Here is a 19,018-nt window from a genome sequence, read left to right as displayed (position 1 = left end):
AGCCGATGACGACTGAGTGACAATGTCCCTGCCACCCCGAACACGCCAGGGGTGGCAGGGCTCGGTACGGCGGGCCCCTGCCCGCCGTACGGACCGCCAACGACACGGACGGCGCCCGCGCGCCCGGGGACAGCGAGGGAGAGCAGCGGGGATGAAGACGGACACCTCGACCGCCGACACCGGGCAGGCCTGCGCCACCGCACGCCGCGGCCGGCCGCGCAGCGAGGCCGCCGAACAGGCCATCTTCGCCGCGGTCGAGGAGCTGATGGCAGGCGGCACGACGATGTCCGAGCTCACCATCGAGGGCATCGCCACCGCCGCCGGCGTCGGCAAGGCCACCATCTACCGGCGCTGGCCCAACAAGGAGGCCCTGCTCGTCGACGTGGTCGGCAAGCTGGAGACCCCGATGCCGGAGCCGACCGGCGGCAGCGCCCGGGACGACCTGATCGAGATGATCGACTACATGCGCCGGCGCGGCCTCGCCAAGCGCACCCGCTGGGTGCTCAAGGCCGCCCTGGGCCAGATGGCCAGCCTGCCCGAACTGCACAACGCCTACCGCGAACGGGTGATCAAGCCCCGCCGCGAGGCCGGGCTCGCCCTGATCCGCCGCGCCGTGGACGAGGGCGTGGTGCGCGCCGACCTCGACGTGGACCTGCTCGGCGACCTCCTGATGGGCCCGATCCTCTACCGCAGCATCCTGTGGGACGACTCCGACCTGGACGACCCGGACCTGGCCCGCACGATGGTCGATGCCGTACTCGAAGGCCTCGCGCCCCGGTAGGGCCTGCCCCGACCCCGCCGGACGTGCCCCGACGGCGCCGGACCGGCCCCGACGCAGCCGGACGGGCCCCGACGGCGCCGGACCGGCCCCGACGCAGCCGGACGTGGCCTGGCTCACCAAACCGGGCCACGCCGGAACCCGCTCCGAAGGCGTGACGTCTGTCCCGGCATAGGCTGAGCCGGGAATCCGATCGAACCGGCACCAGTCCGGCACTGTGCCCGTACCCCGCGGGCCGGACTCCGGACCGGCGGACGGCACGAGCGAACGGGAGCCACGGAATGGCGCAGGCGGACAGGACCGAACGGATCGCGGCCCCCGGCGGAGCCGACGACTCGGCCCCCGCGGGACGCCCCGGCGGCTTCCTCGGCCTGCGGCACTGGGGCCGGGACGCCCGTGGCGCCACCACCTGGCGGCGCGGCCTGGTGATCGCCGCCCTGGCCGCGCTCACCGCCGCGCTGCTCGCCTTCCACGCCGAGGTGCCCAACAGCGTCGGCAACCTCGGCAGCCTGATGGAGACCTTCCTGCCCTGGCTGGGCCTGGCCGTCCCGGTGCTGCTGGTGCCCGCGCTGCTGCGTCGCTCCGCCACCGCGCTGCTCGCCCTGCTGCTGCCCGTCGTGCTCTGGGTCAACCTGTTCGGCGGCCTGCTGACCGACAAGAGCGGCGGCAAGGGCGACTGGACGGTGGTCAGCCACAACGTCGCCGCCGGCAACACCGACGTGCCGGGCACCGTCCGCGGGCTGGTGGCCTCCGGCGCCCAGATCGTCGCCCTGCAGGAGCTGGCCGGCACGTCGCTGCGCTCGTACGAGACCGGGCTCGCCGGGGCCTACCCGTACCACACGGTGCAGGGCACGGTCGGGCTCTGGTCGAAGTACCCGATCGACGGGATCTCGCCGGTGGACCTCAGGATGGGGTGGACCAGGGCCTTCCGGGCCGAGGTCGCCACCCCGCAGGGCCCGGTCGCGGTGTACGTCGCGCACCTGCCCTCGGTGCGGCTGAAGGCCGAGGGCGGCTTCACCGTCGACCAGCGGGACGTCAGCGCGCAGGCGCTCGGCGACGCGATCCAGGCCGAGCCGGTCAAGAAGGTGCTGCTGCTCGGCGACCTCAACGGCACCATGAACGACCGCAGCCTGGCGCCGGTCAGCTCGCAGATGCGCTCGGCCCAGGGCGCCGCCGGGGACGGCTTCGGCTTCAGCTGGCCGGCGTCCTTCCCGATGGCCCGGATCGACCAGATCATGAGCAAGGGCGGGCTCAAGCCGGTCGAGTCCCGCACCCTGGCCCGGGACGGCAGCGACCACCTCGCGGTGGCCGCCACCTACCGGTACTCCTCGTGAGGATCAGCCGCGTGAGGATCGGCCGCGTGACGATGGCCGCGTGAGGATCAGCCGCGGCGCCAGCGGTTGGTGATCGGCAGGCGCCGGTCCCGGCCGAAGTTCTTGACCGAGACCTTCGGGCCCGGCGGGTACTGGCGCCGCTTGTACTCGGCGGTGTCCACCAGCCGCACCACCCGGTCCACCACGGCCGGGTCGAAGCCGGCCGCCACGATCGCGTCCCGGCCCTCGTCGCCCTCGATGTAGCGGGCCAGCACGCTGTCCAGCAGGTCGTAGTCCGGCAGCGAGTCGCTGTCCTTCTGGTCCGGCCGCAGCTCGGCGGACGGCGGCTTGGTGATCGTGTTCTCCGGGATCGGCGGCACCTCGCCGCGCCGCTCGGCCTCCTCGTTGCGCCAGCGGGCCAGCCGGAAGACCAGCGACTTGTAGACGTCCTTGATCGGCCCGAACGCGCCCACCGAGTCGCCGTACAGGGTCGAGTAGCCGACCGCCAGCTCGCTCTTGTTGCCGGGCGCGAGCACGATGTGCCCCTCCTGGTTGGAGATCGCCATCAGCAGGGTGCCGCGCAGCCGGGACTGCAGGTTCTCCTCGGCCAGACCGGTCAGCTCGGTGGCGGCCAGGTAGGCGTCGAACATCGGGGCGATGGAGACGGTCCGGAAGTGCAGCCCGGTGCGGCGGGCCAGCTCGGCCGCGTCGCCCTTGGAGTGCTCGGAGGAGTAGCGGCTGGGCATCGAGACGCAGTACACGTTCTCGGCGCCGATCGCGTCCACCGCGATCGAGGCCACCAGCGCCGAGTCGATGCCGCCCGAGAGGCCGATCAGCACCGAGCGGAAACCGTTCTTCTCCACGTACGCCCGGGTGCCGGAGACCAGCGCGGCCCAGATCTCGGCCTCGTCCGACAGCCGCGGCGCGACCTCGGCGGTCAGCCTCCCGGCGGGCGCGGGCCCCGGCTCGCCGCCCAGCTCGGAGCGGACCAGGTGCAGCCCGTCGCTCAGCAGCAGGCCGTCGGTGTGGTCGCTGCTGGCGGCCGGCAGGTCGAGGTCCAGCACCAGCAGGTGCTCCTCGAACTGCGGGGAGCGGGCGAGGACCTCGCCGTCCGCGCCGACCACGATCGAGTCGCCGTCGAAGACCAGCTCGTCCTGGCCGCCGACCATGTTGACGTACGCCAGGGTGCAGCCCGCCTCGGCCGCCCGGCGGCGGACCAGCTCCAGCCGCTGGTCGTCCTTGTTCCGCTCGTACGGCGAGCCGTTGATCACCAGCAGCAGCCCGGCCTCGGCCTCGCGGGCCGCCGTCACCCGGCCGCCGTCCTGCCAGATGTCCTCGCAGATCGCCAGCGCGACGTCCACCCCGTGCACCCGGACCACCGGCAGCTGGTCGCCCGGCACGAACCAGCGGAACTCGTCGAACACGCCGTAGTTGGGCAGGTGGTGCTTGGCGAAGCGGGTCACCACCTCGCCCCGGTGCAGCACGGCGGCGCAGTTCTGCGGCGACCCGGCCGGGCGGTTGAAGCGCGGCGAGGCGTGCTCGGAACGCCCGAGGTAGCCGACCACCACCGGCACCTCGCCCAGCCCCTCGGCCACCAGCCGGCCGGCCAGCTCGACCAGCGCACCGCGCGAGGCCTCGACGAACGAACGGCGCAGGGCGAGGTCCTCGACCGGGTACCCGGTGAGGGCCATCTCGGGGAACGCGACCAGCTGCGCGCCGGCCTCGACGGCCTGCTTGGTCCAGCGCACCACCTCATCGCTGTTGCGGTCGAGGTCACCGACCCAGGGGTCGATCTGGCTCAGGGCGAGACGGAGATTGGGCATGGCTCAAAGTGTAATCGTCTATCTGACGCAATGTCCCGGGAGGGGTAGCATGGGGGCAGGGTCTGGACAGTCTGGACGGAATTAGGTGATGGTCATATGAGATGGCAAGTGCAGGAAGCGAAGCAGAAGTTCAGCGAGGTGCTGCGGCTCGCGGAGGCCGAGGGGCCGCAGGTCGTCACCCGCCACGGCGACGAGGTCGCGGTCGTCATCGACATAAGGGAGTACCGGCGGCTGCGGGGCCAGGACGTCTCCTTCGAGGACTTCCTGCTCCGTCGCGACGAACCGTACGTCGACGACGTGATGGCCGAGATCTTGGACGAGATCGTGGCTCGGCGGGCCGACCACCTGCCGCGCCCGCTGCCGTTCGGGGAGGACGACTGATGGGATTCCTGCTCGACACCAATGTCCTGTCGGAGCTGCGCAAACGCCGACCGGACCCGGCGGTGGAGGCGTGGGCGACCGAGAACCAGGACGGTCCGATGTTCACCAGTTCCCTGGTCATCGGCGAGATCCGGCAGGGCGTTGAGCAGATCCGGCGACGGGACCGGGTGCAGGCCGAGCGGCTCGCCGAATGGCTGCTGACCGTCAAGCGCGGCTATGCCGACCGGATCCTGCCGGTGACGACGGAGATCGCCGAGGTCTGGGCGCGGCTGAACGTGCCCGACCCGCTCCCTCCGATCGACGGCCTGCTGGCCGCCACCGCGAAGGTGCACGGGCTGACGCTGGTCACCCGCAACACCAAGGACGTCGCCCGGGCCGGCGTTCCGGTGGTGAACCCGTTCGAATCGGGCTGGTGAGTGCCCCCGGGGTGGACGCGGGGCGATGATCGGCCATGATGGGGGCAGTCGCGCGAGGGGTCGCCCGGAGGCCTCCGGGGCGTAACACGAGCGTAAAGAGCAGAGGTGAGACTGTCCCCATGGGCAAGCAGCAGCAGTTCGTGCTTCGGACGCTCGAAGAGCGTGACATCCGGTTCGTCCGGCTGTGGTTCACCGACGTCCTCGGGTTCCTCAAGTCGGTCGCGGTGGCGCCGGCCGAGCTGGAACAGGCCTTCGAGGAAGGCATCGGGTTCGACGGCTCCGCGATCGAGGGCTTCGCCCGGGTGTACGAGTCCGACATGATCGCCAAGCCGGACCCGACGACCTTCCAGATCCTGCCGTGGCGCTCGGAGACCCCGGGCACCGCCCGGATGTTCTGCGACATCCTGATGCCGGACGGCTCGCCGTCCTACGCCGACCCGCGGTTCGTGCTCAAGCGCACCCTGGAGAAGGCCTCCGACCTGGGCTTCACCTTCTACACCCACCCGGAGATCGAGTTCTTCCTGCTGAAGAACCTGCCCGGCGACGGCACCGCGCCGATCCCCGCCGACCAGTCCGGATACTTCGACCACACCCCGCGCGGGGTCGGCCACGACTTCCGTCGCCAGGCGATCACCATGCTGGAGTCGATGGGCATCTCGGTGGAGTTCTCGCACCACGAGGGCGCCCCCGGCCAGCAGGAGATCGACCTGCGCTACGCCGACGCGCTGTCCACCGCCGACAACATCATGACCTTCCGTCTGGTCATGAAGGAGGTCGCGCTGGAGCAGGGCGTGCACGCGAGCTTCATGCCCAAGCCCTTCTCCGAGCACCCCGGCAGCGGCATGCACACCCACGTCTCGCTGTTCGAGGGCGACCGCAACGCCTTCCACGAGTCCGGTGCCGAGTACCAGCTCTCCAAGGTCGGCAGATCCTTCATCGCCGGCCTGCTGAAGCACGCCGCCGAGACCGCCGCCGTCACCAACCAGTGGGTGAACTCCTACAAGCGCATCTGGGGCGGCTCCCAGCGCACCGCCGGAGCCGGCGGCGAGGCGCCGTCCTACATCTGCTGGGGCCACAACAACCGCTCGGCGCTGATCCGGGTGCCGATGTACAAGCCCGGCAAGCAGGGCTCCACCCGGGTCGAGGTCCGCTCCCTCGACACCGGCTGCAACCCCTACCTCGCCTACGCCGTCACCCTCGCGGCCGGCCTGAAGGGCATCGAGGAGGGCTACGAGCTCCCGCCCGGCGCCGACGACGACGTGTGGGCGCTTTCCGACTCCGAGCGCCGCGCCCTCGGCATCCAGCCGATGCCGCAGAACCTCGGCGAGGCCATCGACCTGATGCAGCGCAGCGAACTCGTCGCCGAGACGCTGGGCGAGCACGTCTTCGACTTCTTCCTGCGCAACAAGCGCCAGGAGTGGGAGGAGTACCGCTCCGAGGTCACCCCGTTCGAGCTGCGGAAGAACCTCCAGGTGCTGTGAGCGGCTGACGGCCGTTCAAACCGCTTCGGGCCCGTTGTCGTTCGAGAGGACGACGGCGGGCCCCTGCTGTGGAGCCGGCCGGGAGGGTGGGGCGCCGGCGGCGTGCGCCCCCGTCCCGGCGGCCGGCGGAGGGCGGAGGGCCGCGCGGGCGCGTAACCTGCTAGGGCCTGGGGCCCTGGGGGCCCTTGGGCGGACGGACGGAGGGGCCGATGGCGGTGGAGGAGCAGCGGGCCGGGAGCCGGGTCAGCCGGCCGGAGAACCGGCTGGTGCGGCGCGGGTTCGGCGACCCGGCGCGGGCGGTGCGACTGCTGGAGGGCCCCGGGCTGGAGGGGCTGGCCGACGATCCGGTGCTGCTGGACGCGCTTGGAGCCACCGCCGACCCGGACCTCGCGCTGCTCGGCCTGGCCCGGCTGCTGGAGGCCGCCGACGATGCGGACCGGCACACCCTGCGCGACACCCTCACCACCTCCAAGCCGCTGCGCGACCGGCTGCTCGGCGTGCTCGGCGTCTCCACCGCGCTCGGCGACCACCTGGCCCGGCACCCGCACGACTGGCACGCGCTGGTCACCTTCGAACTGCGCGACATGCACCCCGGCCCGGAGGACTTCCGCCGCGCGCTGACCGAGAGCGTGCGGGCCGAGCGGGCCCGGGGCGAGCGGGCCCAGGCCGAGAGCGTGCGGGCCGAGAGCGTGCGGACCGAGGGCGTACGAGCCGAGCGGGCCCGGGCCGAGCCCGTCCGCGGCGGCGGCCGCAGCCCGGCCGACGCGCTGCGGATCGCCTACCGCCGCTGCCTGCTCGCCATCGCCGCCCGTGACCTGACCGGCACCAGCGACCTCGCCCGGACCGCCGCCGAACTCGCCGACCTGGCCGGCGCCACCCTGCAGACCGCCCTGGACCTCGCCGCCGAGCAGGACCCGGACGCCGCCGCGGCCTGCCGGCTCGCGGTGATCGGCATGGGCAAGTGCGGCGGCCGCGAGCTCAACTACGTCTCGGACGTGGACGTGATCTTCGTCGCCGAGCCGCGCGAGGGCGTGGACGAACAGGTGGCGACCAAGGCGGCCACCCGGCTGGCCGCCGCCCTCACCCGGCTCTGCGCGGACACCACCGGCGAGGGCACCATCTGGCCGGTGGACGCCAATCTGCGCCCGGAGGGCCGCAACGGCCCGCTGGTGCGCACCCTGGCCAGCCACCTCGCCTACTACCAGCGCTGGGCCAAGACCTGGGAGTTCCAGGCCCTGCTCAAGGCCAGGCCGGTCGCCGGGGACGCCGAACTCGGCGCCGCGTACGTCGAGGCGCTCGCCCCGATGGTCTGGCAGGCCGCCGCCCGGGACAACTTCGTCACCGACGTGCAGCAGATGCGCCGCCGGGTGATCGACTCCATCCCGGCCACCGAGCTGGACCGCCAGCTCAAGCTCGGCCCGGGCGGGCTGCGCGACGTCGAGTTCTCCGTCCAGCTGCTGCAGCTGGTGCACGGGCGCACCGACCCGGCGCTGCGCAGCGGCAACACCCTGGAGGCGCTGGCCGCGCTCTCCCGGGGCGGGTACGTCGGCCGGGCGGACGCCGCCTCGCTGGACACCGCGTACCGCTTCCTGCGCTCGCTGGAGCACCGGATCCAGCTGTACCGGCTGCGCCGCACCCACCTGATGCCCACCGAGGCGGAGGACCTGCGCCGACTGGCCCGCTCGCTGGCCGCGCTGATCAACGACGACACCCGTGCCGACCCGGTGGCCGCGCTGCAGCGCGAGTGGAAGCGGCACGCGGTGGAGGTCCGGCGGCTGCACGAGAAGCTGTTCTACCGGCCGCTGCTCGACGCCGTCGCCGAGCTGCCGCCGGGCGCGGCCGGGCTGACCCCGGACGCCGCGCGGGCCCGGCTGGAGGCGCTCGGCTACGCGGACCCGGCGGCCGCGCTGCGGCACATCAGCGCCCTCGCCTCCGGGGTCAGCCGCAAGGCGGCGATCCAGCGCACCCTGCTGCCGGTGCTGCTCGGCTGGTTCGCCGACTCGGCCGACCCGGACGCCGGGCTGCTCAACTTCCGCCAGGTCTCCGACGCGCTCGGCCGCACCCCCTGGTACCTGCGGCTGCTGCGTGACGAGAGCGCCGCCGCCGAGCAGCTGGCCCGGGTGCTGTCGGCCGGCCGGCTCGCCCCCGACCTGCTGCTGCGCGCCCCCGAGGCGGTGGCCATGCTCGGCGACCCGCAGGGCCTGGAGCCGCGCGGCCGGTCCGCCCTGGAGGGCGAGGTGCTGGCCGCCGTCGGCCGGGCCGGGTCCACCACGGCCGCGGTGGCGGCGGCCCGCTCGGTGCGCCGCCGGGAGCTGTTCCGTACGGCCGCCGCGGACGTCCTCGGTCGGCTCGGGGAGGACCCGGGCGAGGCGCTGGACACCGCGGGGGAGGCGCTCACCGCGCTCAACGCCGCCACCCTGCAGGGCGCGCTGCGGGCCTGCATCGCCGGCTGGGAGGCCGAGCACGGGGACCTGCCGACCCGGATCTCGATCGTCGCGATGGGCCGCTTCGGCGGCCACGAGCTGGGCTACGGCTCGGACGCGGACGTGCTCTTCGTCCACGAGCCGCTGCTCGGCTCGCTGGAGGAGGAGGCCGCCCGGGCCGCCCAGGCGGTCTGCCACGAGCTGCGCGCGCAGCTGGGCGCGCCGTCCACCGAGCCGCCGCTGCTGGTCGACGCCGATCTGCGGCCGGAGGGGCGCAGCGGCCCGCTGGTGCGCACCCTCGCCTCGTACACGGCGTACTACCGGCGCTGGTCGCACGCCTGGGAGAGCCAGGCGCTGCTGCGGGCCGAGCCGGTGGCGGGGGACGCGGAGCTGGGCGCGCGGTTCCGGCAGCTGATCGATCCGCTGCGCTACCCGGGCGGCGGGGTGCCGGAGCGGGACCTGGTGGAGATCCGCCGGATCAAGGCCCGGATCGAGGCCGAGCGGCTGCCGCGCGGGGCCGACCCGACCACCCACACCAAGATCGGCCGGGGCGGGCTGGCGGACGTGGAGTGGACGGTGCAGCTGCTCCAGCTCCAGCACGGGCACGAGCTGCCGGCCCTGCGCACCACCCGGACCAGGGCGGCGCTGGCCGCCGCCGTGGCGGCCGGGCTGGTGAAGCCGCAGGACGCGCAGGTGCTGGAGGCGGCCTGGGTGCTGGCCTCCCGGGTGCGGTCGGCGGTGATGCTGGTGCGCGGCCGGCCCGGGGACAGCTTCCCGGGGGAGGCCCGGGAGCTGGCCGGGGTGGCCCGCTACCTCGGGTACGGCGCCGGGCACAGCGGTGAGCTGCTGGACGACTACCGGCGGACCACCCGGCGGGCCCGGGTGGTGGTGGACCGGCTGTTCTACGGGGTCGGGTGAGTCCGCTACGGGGTCGGGTGAGTCCGCGCCCACCGGCGGGGCGGGAGGTCCCCCCAGCAACGGTGCGCAGTGGCCCCGGACATGCGGAAGGGGCCCCTGCTCGGGGCCCCTTCTCGAAGGTCGTCGCTAGCGGCGCGCGGTGCTGACCGCGGGCTCGCTCCACTGCTCGGGAACGGTGATCGGCTGCTCGGCCGCCGTCTCCCGGACGGGGACCTGCGGCAGCTTGTAGACCCACTCGTGGTAGATCCAGCGGGCGGCCAGGAAGCCCACCGCCAGGCAGATCTCGCCGCCGACGGCGTCCATCCAGAAGTGGTTGGCGGTGGAGACGATGACCACCAGGGTGGCCGCCGGATAGAGCAGGCCGAGCACCCGGACCCAGGTCCGGCGGGCCAGGAAGAAGATCGCCAGGCCGCACCACATCGACCAGCCGATGTGCATCGAGGGCATCGCCGCGTACATGTTGGAGACGTGCGCGGCGGGCCCGGAGGCGAACGAGCCCCAGGTGCCGTGGGTCTTCACGGTGTCGACGAAGCCGCCGTCGGCCATCAGCCGGGGCGGGGCCAGCGGGAAGGAGTAGAAGCCGACCAGGGCGATCAGGGTGGTGACGAACAGCACGGTGCGGGCAGCGACGTAGCGGCCGGGGTGGCTGCGGTAGAGCCAGACCAGGACGCCGATCGTGATGATGAAGTGCAGCGTCGCGTAGTAGTAGTTCATCCCCGTGATGAGCCACCCGACGCCGTCCACGGCGTGGTTGACCGAGCGCTCGACGGCGATGCCGAGGTTCTGCTCCAGGTCCCAGATCCAGCGCGCGTGCTTCTGGGCTATCGCTTCCTGCTCCGGGACCGCGTTGCGGACGATCGAGTAGATCCAGTAGCTGATGCCGATCAGGGCCAGCTCGAACCAGATCCGGGGCCGGGCGGGTGAGCGGCGCTGCGCGCGGACGTAGCCCCGCAGGGCGGCGGTGCGGGTCTGGGCAGCGCGGGTGGCTCCGTCGGGCAGGCGGCCGGGGGCGGCCGTCTCCGTTCCGGAACCGCCACCGCTGGCCGCGTCGGCGCGCACGGTGTCGCCTCGCTGGATCTCGGTCGGTTCCCCCATGGGCGGCAAGTCTGCCAGACCGCTCGTCGCCGTCCGCTCATCCTCTGGAAGTGGATTCTTCACCGGCTGTCCCCCTTGAGGGCTAGGGGGCGACTCCCACCGGGGTAGGGGGTGCTCGGGGTTCTGGTGCGTACCGGTGGGACTGGCATACGTCCCATTGTCACGCCCGTCCCTCCGAGGGAGTAATCGGGGTGGTCGGAGCGGGGCGCCGACCTGGATTTTCCCCCGAAGAAACCGTTTCTGCATCTTGCTGAAACATATTGCAGGCCGCTAGCTTCCTGGGAAATCGATCGCCCCTTCCCCCTAAGGGAGCCCTCAGTGGCCGACGCCCCGCTCCGCCCCCGACGGAGCACTGCCAGACAGAGCGCTGGCCGACGCAGGCCAGGCCGTACGGCCGTCCTGCTGGCCGCCGCGCTGACCGCCGCCACCCTCGGCAGCGCCCCCGCGGCCCTGGCCGCCGCCCCGCCGGCCCCGCCCTCGGACGCCGCGCTCGCCGCCACCGCCGGGCGGCACGACCTCACCCGCGAGCAGTTCTACTTCGTGCTGCCCGACCGCTTCGCCAACGGCGACCAGGCCAACGACACCGGAGGCATCACCGGCGGGAGGCTGGAGAACGGCCTCGACCCCGCCGACAAGGGCTTCTACCACGGCGGCGACCTGGCCGGCCTGATCCAGAAGCTCGACTACATCCAGGACCTCGGCACCACCGCGATCTGGATGGCGCCGATCTTCAAGAACAAGCCGGTGCAGGGCAGCGGAGCGGACGCCTCGGCCGGCTACCACGGGTACTGGATCACCGACTTCACCCAGGTCGACCCGCACTTCGGCACCAACGAGCAGCTCAAGGAGCTGATAGCCAAGGCGCACGCCCGCGGGATCAAGGTCTTCTTCGACGTCATCACCAACCACACCGCCGACGTCATCGACGCCGCCGAGCAGCAGCACGGCTACCGCTCGACCGGCGCCTACCCGACGCTCGACGCGGACGGCAACCCGGTGGACGAGACGGCCGTCGCCGACGCGGGCGCGCCCTGGCCGCGGATCACCAAGGACTCCTTCCCCTACACCCCGGTCTTCCGCAACCCCGCCGACGCGAACGCCAAGACCCCGTCCTGGCTGAACGACCCCGCGCTCTACCACAACCGGGGCGACTCGACCTTCGTCGGAGAGTCCGCCACCGAGGGCGACTTCAGCGGCCTGGACGACCTCGACACCCAGAACCCCCGGGTGGTGAAGGGCTTCGAGAAGGTCTACCAGCAGTGGGTCAAGGACGCCGGCGTGGACGGCTTCCGAATCGACACCGTCAAGCACGTCGACCTGGCGTTCTGGCAGCAGTGGGCCCCCGCGCTCAAGGACTTCGCGGCGAAGCAGGGCAACAGGAAGTTCTTCATGTTCGGCGAGGTCTACTCCGGGGACCCGGCGATCACCTCGCCGTACGTGACCAAGGGCAAGCTGCAGGCCACCCTGGACTTCCCGTTCCAGGGCGCGGCCCGCTCGTACGTCTCCCAGGGCGGCTCGGCGAAGACCCTCTCCGACGTCTACGGCCAGGACTACCGCTACACCGGCGCCGACACCGACGCGTACGAGCTGCCGACCTTCCTCGGCAACCACGACATGGGCCGCTTCGGCTCCTTCCTGCTCGCCGACAACCCGGGCGCCGACGAGGCGACCCTGCTGAGGAAGGACCGGCTCGGCAACGAGCTGCAGTTCCTCACCCGCGGCCAGCCCGTCGTCTACTACGGCGACGAGCAGGGCTTCACCGGCGCGGGCGGCGACAAGGACGCCCGGCAGGACCTGTTCGCCTCGAAGACGGCCTCCTACAACAGCGACCGGGTGCTCGGCGGCCCCGCCGGCCCGGCCGACCGGTACGGGCAGGGCGGCGAGCTCTACCAGGGCATCGCGGGGCTGGCCAAGCTGCGGCGCGACAACCCGGCGCTGGCCGACGGCGCCCAGATCGAGCGGTACGCCGCCGACGGCGCGGGCGTGTACGCCTTCTCCCGGATCGACGCGGGGCAGCAGGTCGAGTACCTGGTGGCGGTCAACAACGCCGCCGAGGCGAAGACCGTCACGCTGGACACCTTCTCGGCCGGGATGGGCTTCGACCGGATCTACCCGGCGGCGGGCTCGTCGGTCACCAGCGGTGCGGACCGCAAGGTGACCGTGACCGTCCCGGCGCTCTCCTCCGTGGTGTTCAAGGCGGGCGGCAGGCTCGCGGCCGTGAGCGCCGCGCCGCAGCTCGCCGTGCAGCCGCCCGCGGACGGCGGGACCGGGCTGGTCACCGTCGGGGCGAAGGTCGACGGCGGCGGCTTCGACCGGGTGAGCTTCGCCGCCCAGATCGGCAACGGGGCCTGGCAGACGCTGGGCACCGCCGACAACGGGGCGTCCGGCTCCGACGGCCAGAGACTCCTTCGCGTCACCCAGGACCTGAGCGCCGTCGCCCCCGGCACGGTCGTCCGCTACAAGGCCGTCGTGCAGGACTCCGGCGGCCACCTGCGCTCGGCCACCGGCAGCTTCACCACCGGCACCCCCGCGCCCAAGCCGGTGCCCACCGCCGGAGCCCGCCCGTACGCCGTCGTCCACTACAACCGGCCGGACGGCGACTACGACGGCTGGAACCTCTACGCCTGGGGCGACCTCGCCGACGGCGAGGCCACCCAGTGGCCGGCCGGACACGCCTTCACCGGCCGGGACGCGTACGGCGCCTTCGCGTACGTGAAGCTCAAGCCGGGCGCCTCCGACGTCGGGTTCATCGTGGAGAAGAACGGCGTCAAGGACGTGGACGCCGACCGGCACGTCGACGTCGGCAGCACCGGCGAGGTCTGGCTCAAGCAGGGCGACCCGGCCGTCCGCACCGCCAACCCAGGCCCGACCAACACCCAGCCGGCGAACACCGCCGTCATCCACTACAACCGGGCCGACGGCGACTACGACGGCTGGGGCCTGCACGACTGGACCGGCGCCGCCAACCCCACCGACTGGGGCAAGCCGCTGACCCCGGTGCGCCGCGACGCCTTCGGCGCCGTCTTCGAGGTGCCGCTGGCCCCCGGCGCGACCAGCCTCAGCTACATCCTGCACAAGGGCAACGACAAGGACGTGCCCGCCGACCAGTCGCTGGACTTCGCGGTCAACGGCCGGGAGGTCTGGATCCTCGGCGGCCGCGAGGGCTACCTGCTGCCGCAGAACCCGGCCGCCTCCTCGCAGGTGGACCTCGGCAGTGCCAAGGCCCAGTGGATCGACGCGAAGACCGTCGTCGTCCCGGCGAACTACGGCGCCACCGACGAGGCCCTGGCCGGCGGTACGAGTGCCCAGCTGGTCTACGACCCGCAGGGCGGCATCCGGGCCGACAAGGGCGTACTGACCAAGCCCGGCCGGTGGCTGCGGCTCACTCCGGTCAAGGGCGGGCTGACCGACGCGCAGAAGGCCAGGTTCCCGCACCTGGCGGGCTACCGGGCCTTCACCGTGGACGCCCGCGACGCCGCCCGTGTCCCGGCCGCGCTGCGCAGCCAGCTGCTGTTCACCGAACACCTGCCCAGCGGAGCCGTCCTGGCCGGCACCGGGGTGCAGCTCCCGGGCGTGCTGGACGACCTGTACGCCGGGCGGACCGGCAAGGTCGACTTCGGCCCGGCGTACTACAACGGCAAGGTGGCGCTGTCGCTCTGGGCGCCGACCGCGCAGGAGGTCTCCGTCCAGGTCTTCGACGGCGCCACCGGCGGCACCCCGAAGACGCTGCCGCTGAAGCTCGACGACGAGACCGGTGTCTGGGAAGTCGTCCGCGACAAGGGCGAGTTGGACGGAAAGTACTACCTGTACCAGGTGAAGGTCTGGGCGCCCGCGGCCCAGCAGGTCGTGGTCAACACCGTGACCGACCCGTACTCGGTGGCGCTGTCCACCGACTCCCGGCGCAGCCTGGTCGCCGACCTCGACGCCAAGGAGCTCAAGCCCGCGGGCTGGGACGACCACGCCCGCCCGCAGGCCGTCCCGCCCGCGCAGCAGCAGATCCAGGAACTGCACGTCCGGGACTTCTCGGTGGAGGACTCCACCGTCCCGGCCGCCGAGCGCGGCACCTACCTGGCGTTCACCGAGTCGAACTCGGCCGGCATGCAGCACCTGCGGGACCTGGCCAAGGCCGGCGTGACCACGATCCACCTGCTGCCGACCTTCGACATCGCCACCATCCGGGAGAACCGGGCCGACCAGAAGCTGCCGGCCTGCGACCTCAAGTCCCTTCCCCCGGACGGCCCGAAGCAGCAGGAGTGCGTGGCGGCCGTCGCCGCCGACGACGCGTACAACTGGGGCTACGACCCGCTGCACTACAACGTGCCGGAGGGCTCCTACGCCACCGATCCGAACGGCACGGCGCGGACGGTGCAGTTCCGGCAGATGGTGCAGGCGATGCACGCGGCCGGGCTGCGGGTGGTGCTCGACGTGGTCTACAACCACACCGCCGCCAGCGGGCAGGCCGAGCACTCGGTGCTGGACCGGGTGGTGCCCGGCTACTACCAGCGGCTGGACGCCAACGGCAAGGTGACGACGGACAGTTGCTGCGCCGACACCGCGCCCGAGCACGCCATGATGAACCGCCTGGTCGTCGACTCGGTGGCGCTGTGGGCCCGCGAGTACAAGGTGGACGGCTTCCGCTTCGACCTGATGGGCCTGGACCCGAAGTCCACCATGCTGGACGTGCAGGCCGCCCTGCGGAAGATGACACCGGACTCGGACGGCGTGGACGGCAAGAACGTCTTCCTGTACGGCGAGGGCTGGAACTTCGGCGCCGTCGCGAACAACGCCCGGTTCGAGCAGGCCACCCAGCTCACGATGGCCGGAACCGGCATCGCCACCTTCGACGACCGGATCCGCGACGCCGCCCGCGGCGGCAACTTCATGCTCGACTCCGCGCCGCAACAGGGCTTCGCCTCGGGCCTGTTCACCGACCCCAACGGCTCGGCCGCGAACGGCAGCCCGGAGGAGCAGAAGGCCCGGCTGCTGCACCAGATGGACCAGCTGAAGGTCGGGCTGACCGGCAACCTGGCCGGCTACTCCTTCACCGACAGCTCCGGGAAGGCCGTCACCGGCGCCCAGGTCGACTACAACGGCGCCCCCACCGGGTACGCGGCCAAGCCGGGCGAGGCGGTGGAGTACGTGGACGCCCACGACAACACCGACCTGTTCGACGCGCTCGCGTACAAGCTGCCGACCGGCACCGCGCCCGCCGACCGGGCCCGGATGCAGGCCCTCGGGCTCTCGCTCACCGCGCTCACCCAGGGCACGGGCTTCGCCCAGGCCGGCAGCGACCTGCTGCGCTCCAAGTCGCTGGACTCCAACTCCTTCGACTCGGGCGACTGGTTCAACGCCATCCACTGGCCCGATCCGTCGACGGGGGCGGTCGACGGCAACGGCTGGGGCCGCGGCCTGCCGCAGGCGGCCGACAACAAGGGGATGTGGCCGACCGCCGGATCGCTGCTGGCCAACCCGAAGTTGACGGTCGGCGTGGCCGACATCCGGGCCGCCTCGACGCAGTACCAGGAGTTCCTGCGGATCAAGCAGTCCTCGCCGCTGTTCTCCCTGCCGACCCTGGCCGCCGTCCAGCAGCGGCTCTCGTACCCGCTCTCCGGTACGGCCGGCGAGACGCCCGGGGTGATCACCCTGCACCTGGACGGGGCCGGGCTGACGGGCGCGGAGAAGGGCATCACCGTGGTCTTCAACGCCACGCCCTCCGCGCAGGGGCAGACCGTGGCGGCCCTGAAGGGGACGAGCCAGGCGCTGCACCCCGTCCAGGCGGGCGGGGCGGACCAGGTGGTGAAGCAGTCCGGCTTCGACGCCGCGACCGGCACGTTCACCGTGCCGGGCCGCACCGTGGCGGTGTTCGTCCAGCACTGACCCGGCACTGAAGCCGACACCGACCCGGCGCCGATTCCGGTACTGATCGGTACAGTTCACCGATTACCGGGCCCCGCACCACCGTTGAGGTGGCGCGGGGCCCGGTTCCGTTCCGGCCGTGAACTGGCCGGAAACAGCCCGTGGCACGGCCGGAACTGTGACGTGCCCCGCCCGCGCGGCGCTGCGCGCTACCCGGCAGTAGGAGCTGTGGTCCTGAGTGCTGGTCAGTGACCGCCGGTAGTGATCGAACTTTGTCTAGACCATGAAAACCGTGTTCACAAGTTTGCAATCCCGTAGCACAACTGATGAACCACCATGCATACGGTTTCGGTAATGAACCGGCCAATCCGTGGCATGGATCTGTCATTGGCGGCCGGTTTGCTGCCACGATTCCTCAGGCTGCAGACGAGGGGGCCCCACCTCCCGGTGCAGCTGTTCCAGTCCAGGTGCAGCGCGTCCTGACCTCGCAACGGGTTGAGAGCACCGCAACCCGCCACCGCACCTCCGTCGCACCCGGCGGGGGCCCCCACTGCGCCGCAACCCCGCGGCCCAGGTTTTCTCTCCACCGGTGCGACCCAGTGCCGGTCGGAAAAGGAGTCCGCATGTCCCGTTACGCTCACGCCCGGAAGGCGGCGGTCGTCATGGCCGCCACCACCGCGCTGCTGGTCACCGGCATACCGGTCATCGCCCAGGCCGCCACGCCGGACGCGCCGGCCGCCGTCGCCGCCCAGCAGACCACCCGGGCCGCGCTGATCGCCTCGGCGAACCAGCAGACCACCTCCCTCGCCCAGGCCCTCGGCCTGAGCGGCCAGGAGAAGCTGGTCACCAAGGACGTCGTCCAGGACTCCAGCGGCGGTCGCCACCTGCGCTACGAGCGCACCTACGCCGGACTCCCGGTGCTCGGCGGCGACCTGATCGTCCACCAGGACGCGAACGGTGCCACCAAGAGCGTGACCAAGGCCAGCGAGGCCAACCTCGCCGGCGTCGACACCGCCCCGGCCCTGGCCGCGCCGAAGGCCCAGGCCGCCGCGCTCGCCGCCGAGGAGGGCTCCGCCGTCGACACCGCCCCGCGCCTGGTGGTGTGGGCCGCCGACGGCACCCCGAAGCTCGCCTGGGAGACCGTCGTCTCCGGCCGCGAGTCCGACGGCACCCCGAGCAAGCTGCACGTGGTGACCGACGCCAAGACCGGTGACGTGCTCAGCAAGGCCGACGGCATCAAGCGCGGCTCCGGCAACGGCGTGTTCGTCGGCAACGTGCCGCTGACCACCACCCAGAGCGGCTCGACCTACTCGCTGAAGGACGCCACCCGCGGTGGCCAGTCCACCACCGACATGAACAACGGCACCTCCGGCAACGGCACGCTGTTCTCCAAGTCGAGCGACACCTGGGGCAACGGCCTGGCCAGCAACCGCGAGTCCGCCGCCGTGGACGCCCAGTACGGCGCCGCCGTCACCTGGGACTTCTACAAGAACACCTTCGGCCGCAGCGGCATCAAGAACGACGGCGTCGGCGCCATGAGCCGGGTCCACTACGACACCGGCTACGTCAACGCGTTCTGGGACGACGGCTGCTTCTGCATGACGTACGGCGACGGCTCGGGCGACACCCACCCGCTGACCGAGCTCGACGTGTCCGGCCACGAGATGAGCCACGGCGTCACGTCCGCCACCGCCAACCTGAACTACTCGGGTGAGTCCGGCGGCCTCAACGAGGCCACCTCGGACATCTTCGGCACCATGGTCGAGTTCTACGCGAACCTGCCGAAGGACGTGCCGGACTACCTGATCGGCGAGCTGATCGACATCAACGGCAACGGCACGCCGCTGCGCTACATGGACAAGCCCTCCAAGGACGGTCAGTCCGCGGACTCCTGGTACTCGGGCGTCGGCAACCTGGACGTGCACTACTCGTCCGGTGTCGCCAACCACTTCTTCTACCTGCTGGCCGAGGGCAGCGGCGCCAAGGTGATCAACGGCGTCAGCTACAACAGCCCGACGGTCAACAACATCACCGTCACCGGCATCGGCCGGGACAAGGCGGCGCAGGTCTGGTACAAGGCGCTGACCGCGTACATGACCTCCACCACCGACTACGCCGCCGCCCGCACCGCGACCCTGAACGCGGCCACCGACCTGTACGGCGCGAACAGCGCCGAGTACAACGCGGTCGCCACCGCCTGGGCCGCCGTCAACGTCGGCTCGCTGCCCAACCCGGGCGGCGTCACCGTCACCAGCCCGGGCAACCAGTCGACCGCCGTCGGCACCGCGGTCAACCTGGCCATCAAGGCCTCGGGCGGCACCGCCCCGCTGTCGTACTCGGCCTCCGGCCTGCCCGCCGGGCTGGCGATCAACGCCTCCACCGGCGCGATCACCGGCACCCCGACCGCGGCCGGCACCTCCAACGTGACCGTCACCGTGAAGGACTCGGCCGGCAAGTCGGGCACCACCAGCTTCACCTGGACGGTGACCACCGGTGGCGGCGGCAGCTGCACCCCGGCGCAGCTGCTGGGCAAC

At 72.2% G+C, this 19,018-nt stretch carries 10 protein-coding genes; 8 read left to right on the top strand and 2 right to left on the bottom strand.

Annotated features, from left to right (window positions below; all coding sequences use genetic code 11):
* Window positions 1–151: 151 nt before the first annotated feature.
* Complete coding sequence (locus tag OP86_RS14740; protein ID WP_030056943.1) at window positions 152–781, top strand: TetR/AcrR family transcriptional regulator; 630 nt, start codon at window positions 152–154, stop codon at window positions 779–781.
* A gap of 278 nt (window positions 782–1,059) precedes the next feature.
* Window positions 1,060–2,112: an endonuclease/exonuclease/phosphatase family protein gene (locus OP86_RS14735; protein ID WP_030056944.1), complete on the top strand. Its 1,053-nt coding sequence runs from the start codon at window positions 1,060–1,062 to the stop codon at window positions 2,110–2,112.
* A gap of 47 nt (window positions 2,113–2,159) precedes the next feature.
* Here the strand turns inward: OP86_RS14735 and OP86_RS14730 are convergent, their stop codons facing one another.
* Entirely contained in the window at window positions 2,160–3,914 is a 1,755-nt protein-coding gene (locus tag OP86_RS14730; RefSeq protein ID WP_030056945.1) for an NAD+ synthase, read from the bottom strand.
* Window positions 3,915–4,022: 108 nt separating this feature from the next.
* Here OP86_RS14730 and OP86_RS14725 point away from each other — a divergent pair, with 108 nt between their 5' ends.
* The 4 genes from OP86_RS14725 to OP86_RS14710 all read left to right on the top strand — a co-directional run bounded on the left by OP86_RS14725 (window position 4,023) and on the right by OP86_RS14710 (window position 9,533).
* The gene (locus OP86_RS14725) at window positions 4,023–4,295 is read left to right on the top strand and encodes a type II toxin-antitoxin system Phd/YefM family antitoxin (protein WP_209440344.1); all 273 of its coding nucleotides are present in this window, start codon (window positions 4,023–4,025) and stop codon (window positions 4,293–4,295) included.
* Window positions 4,295–4,711, top strand: coding sequence for a type II toxin-antitoxin system VapC family toxin (locus tag OP86_RS14720; RefSeq protein ID WP_030056947.1), 417 nt, complete (start codon window positions 4,295–4,297; stop codon window positions 4,709–4,711). Before OP86_RS14725 ends, OP86_RS14720 begins: the two co-directional genes overlap by 1 nt.
* 119 nt (window positions 4,712–4,830) lie before the next feature.
* Window positions 4,831–6,192 carry a type I glutamate--ammonia ligase gene (gene glnA, locus OP86_RS14715; protein ID WP_030056948.1) on the top strand — a complete coding sequence of 454 codons (1,362 nt, stop codon included), beginning with the start codon at window positions 4,831–4,833 and terminating at the stop codon, window positions 6,190–6,192.
* Between the two features lie 209 nt (window positions 6,193–6,401).
* Window positions 6,402–9,533 (top strand): bifunctional [glutamine synthetase] adenylyltransferase/[glutamine synthetase]-adenylyl-L-tyrosine phosphorylase, encoded by a 3,132-nt coding sequence (locus tag OP86_RS14710; RefSeq protein ID WP_030258802.1) that lies wholly within the window; start codon window positions 6,402–6,404, stop codon window positions 9,531–9,533.
* Window positions 9,534–9,659: 126 nt separating this feature from the next.
* Here the strand turns inward: OP86_RS14710 and OP86_RS14705 are convergent, their stop codons facing one another.
* Window positions 9,660–10,628 carry a phosphatase PAP2 family protein gene (locus tag OP86_RS14705; protein WP_030056954.1) on the bottom strand — a complete coding sequence of 323 codons (969 nt, stop codon included), beginning with the start codon at window positions 10,626–10,628 and terminating at the stop codon, window positions 9,660–9,662.
* 318 nt (window positions 10,629–10,946) lie between these two features.
* On the opposite strand from OP86_RS14705, the gene pulA reads away from it, so the two are divergent.
* Window positions 10,947–16,505, top strand: coding sequence for a pullulanase-type alpha-1,6-glucosidase (gene pulA / locus OP86_RS14700; RefSeq protein WP_030258799.1), 5,559 nt, complete (start codon window positions 10,947–10,949; stop codon window positions 16,503–16,505).
* A 602-nt stretch (window positions 16,506–17,107) separates the two neighbouring features.
* The coding region (locus OP86_RS14695; protein ID WP_033331955.1) for a M4 family metallopeptidase at window positions 17,108–19,018 on the top strand (1,911 nt) is incomplete at its 3' end.

This window comes from Streptomyces novaecaesareae, from assembly GCF_000716875.1.
Taxonomy (GTDB): Bacteria; Actinomycetota; Actinomycetes; order Streptomycetales; family Streptomycetaceae; genus Kitasatospora; species Kitasatospora novaecaesareae.
This window is presented reverse-complemented; position numbering and strand designations above follow the sequence as displayed.

Coding starts and splice junctions, on each gene's coding strand:
- OP86_RS14720 (WP_030056947.1), top strand. CDS start 4,295: ATGGGATTCCTGCTCGACACCAATGTCCTGTCGGAGCTGCGCAAACGC.
- OP86_RS14730 (WP_030056945.1), bottom strand. CDS start 3,914: ATGCCCAATCTCCGTCTCGCCCTGAGCCAGATCGACCCCTGGGTCGGT.
- glnA (WP_030056948.1), top strand. CDS start 4,831: ATGGGCAAGCAGCAGCAGTTCGTGCTTCGGACGCTCGAAGAGCGTGAC.
- OP86_RS14710 (WP_030258802.1), top strand. CDS start 6,402: ATGGCGGTGGAGGAGCAGCGGGCCGGGAGCCGGGTCAGCCGGCCGGAG.
- OP86_RS14705 (WP_030056954.1), bottom strand. CDS start 10,628: ATGGGGGAACCGACCGAGATCCAGCGAGGCGACACCGTGCGCGCCGAC.
- OP86_RS14735 (WP_030056944.1), top strand. CDS start 1,060: ATGGCGCAGGCGGACAGGACCGAACGGATCGCGGCCCCCGGCGGAGCC.
- OP86_RS14740 (WP_030056943.1), top strand. CDS start 152: ATGAAGACGGACACCTCGACCGCCGACACCGGGCAGGCCTGCGCCACC.